The organism is Alcanivorax sp. HI0044, assembly GCF_001634945.1.
The window spans coordinates 1-1,642 of the sequence record NZ_LWEZ01000135.1 but is presented as its reverse complement, the minus strand read 5'-3'; the positions used below and the strand labels follow the sequence as shown (position 1 = coordinate 1,642).

At 58.9% G+C, this 1,642-nt stretch carries 2 protein-coding genes; both read left to right on the top strand.

The window, feature by feature from the left end; translation table 11 throughout:
• The first annotated feature begins 125 nt into the window (after positions 1-125).
• Entirely contained in the window at positions 126-578 is a 453-nt protein-coding gene (locus A3730_RS01665; RefSeq protein WP_063520008.1) for a TadE/TadG family type IV pilus assembly protein, read from the top strand.
• A 54-nt stretch (positions 579-632) separates the two neighbouring features.
• Positions 633-1,484, top strand: a complete 852-nt coding sequence (gene cpaB / locus A3730_RS01660) for a Flp pilus assembly protein CpaB (RefSeq protein WP_063537335.1) — start codon at positions 633-635, stop codon at positions 1,482-1,484.
• Positions 1,485-1,642 lie beyond the last annotated feature (158 nt).

Here is a 1,642-nt window from a genome sequence, read left to right as displayed (position 1 = left end):
CAGCGTTGATCATTATCATTGGTGTTTTGGCGACTAATGATACGGTTAGCGATGCACTGGAAACGGCATTTTCCGACCTGTTCTCTGATGCCTCTGATACCTCTGGTACCTAGGGATTAGTCGGCATGCGGATGTGGGGAAAACAGGCAGGGGCGGTGGCACTGGAATTTTTGCTGTTGTTCCCCTTCGTTGTCGCCATGTTATATGGCGCGGCGGTATACGGCCTGACATTCTTTGCTCAGTACCGGATGCAGGATGCGGTAGACAATGCGGTATCCACCGCCTTGTACATTGATCGTTCTGCGTTACAGGGGGCCGCCTTGGGGGCGTCAGTGACGCAGCGTGCCAATTCGGCGTTGGCCGGGCTGGTGACACAGCTACCGCCCAGTCTCAGGGATCTGGATGCTGAGGGTGCCTGTAATCTGGAGACAGTGGGGGGGGTGGAAATGCTCCACTGCCGCCTGGTTTATCCGAACTATCAGACCAATCCGGTGGTGCCGGCGCTGAGTTTCGGCATGCTGGGGGAGTTCCCCCCACTGCCGGAGCGGCTGGATGCGGAGGCGCGGGCCGCATTCTGATGCGGCGTGCCTGCAATTAGAACCAGAAACACACAGGGATGTTCCGGAGAGAACATGGGATCAAGACTGCTGTATATGTTGCCGGCGCTGGCAGTGGCGCTGGTGGCGTTGATCTTGGCATTGGTGGGGTTAAGTCGTGATCCGACACCGGCGTTGGTGGTGAAGGATAATGACACGGACACCGAATCGTCCGTTCAGGATGCCCCCAGTTATCGCTACTGGGTGGTGACGCAGAGCCTGAATGTCGGGGATACGCTTGATGAAGAGTCCCTGGCGGTGGTGTCTTCCCCTGCCCCGATTGCCAATGTGCTGACCGCCGATGAAAAGGTGGTGGGCAAGGAGCTTCGCCAGTTTGCCCGTCCGGGCGAGCTGCTTTCCCGAAATCATCTTGAACCTGGCGGCACCCTCCCTGGCGCGTTACCGACGGGCTTTCGTGCCGTCGGCGTGGCTGTGGATAATGTGGTGATGGCTGGCGGATTGCTGCAGCCCGGTGATCTGGTGGATGTGGTGGTGGCTTTTCGCAAGGTGGAGCGTGATAACCCGGCGGCACTGGTGCTGTTGCGTAGCGTCCAGGTGTTGGCGGTAAAAGGCGCCATGGCCGCCGCCAGCAGTGATCAGGACCGTGAAGAGCAGCGTCGTAACAATACCGTGGTGCTGGCGGTGCCCAAGGACAAGGTGCCGCCATTGTTGCTGGCGGCTGAAGAGGGCGCGCTGCGTCTGGCAGTGGTTGCCAGTGACGACAAGGGTGACGAGAGCTCTGTGGCCAGTGCCCGTGGCAAGAAGGACAAACCGTTCTACTACAAGGATCTGTTCCCGGCTACCCGAGCGCCTGCACCGCAGGCCAAGCCGGGCCAGCGAGTCGAAGTCTATGAAGGGTCTGACTCAAGGAGCACGTATGTGCGTTAAGGGTGGGTTGATAAAAATGGGGTGGACCAGCTTGTCGGCGTTACTGCTTTTGGTGGTGGCGAATGTTGTACAGGCCGAGGAATTGACCGATTCCATGCGTTTGGCACCTGGGGATCAGAAGGTGCTGACGTTCCCCGCTGCGGTATCGAAAGTGGCTA